The following is a 507-nucleotide window of genomic DNA, read 5'->3' on the forward strand; positions in this document are numbered from 1 at the left end:
CAAAAAAGCATGCGCGACTAAAATAAGAATAATCCCTGCTGCAACCACGCTCACAATAGCCGGCTCGCCTGCTTTTAAAAACAAGCTCCCTTCAAAAAATTTCGCCACTTTATACATGGCTTCATCGCTAATCAAGATACTTGAGACCAAAAACATGTGCGCTATCATAAAGAGCGCTAAAATCAAGCCCGTAGCACTCTGTAAAAAATCCAGCTTAGCATAAATACCGCTCTTTTTAAGCCCTTTGCTAGCACCATAATAACCCTCTATAATCTCTTCTTGTTGCATAAAAACTGCTCCTAAAAACTCTAAAATCAACCTGAATCGCTTGACGCAAAAACACTGCCCTAATTTTACTACATTTGAAATAATTTTTCTTATAAACAAAACCTAAATTGAGAAAAAATGCAATTCAAGGGGGCTATTGTTTAAAATTTACATTTTTTAACGCTATTAGATATAATAAGGGATAGTTACCACCTATAAAATAAGGATCATTCAATGACA

General features: G+C 35.3%; 1 protein-coding gene. It reads right to left on the bottom strand.

Going from position 1 to position 507, the window contains the following annotated elements:
- A partial coding sequence (locus tag IEY73_RS34980; protein WP_229716466.1) for a succinate dehydrogenase/fumarate reductase transmembrane subunit occupies positions 1-288 on the bottom strand: 288 nt, incomplete at its 3' end.
- Between the last annotated feature and the right edge of the window lie 219 nt (positions 289-507).

The organism is Mangrovihabitans endophyticus, from assembly GCF_014646155.1.
GTDB lineage: Bacteria > Actinomycetota > Actinomycetes > Mycobacteriales > Micromonosporaceae > Actinoplanes > Actinoplanes endophyticus.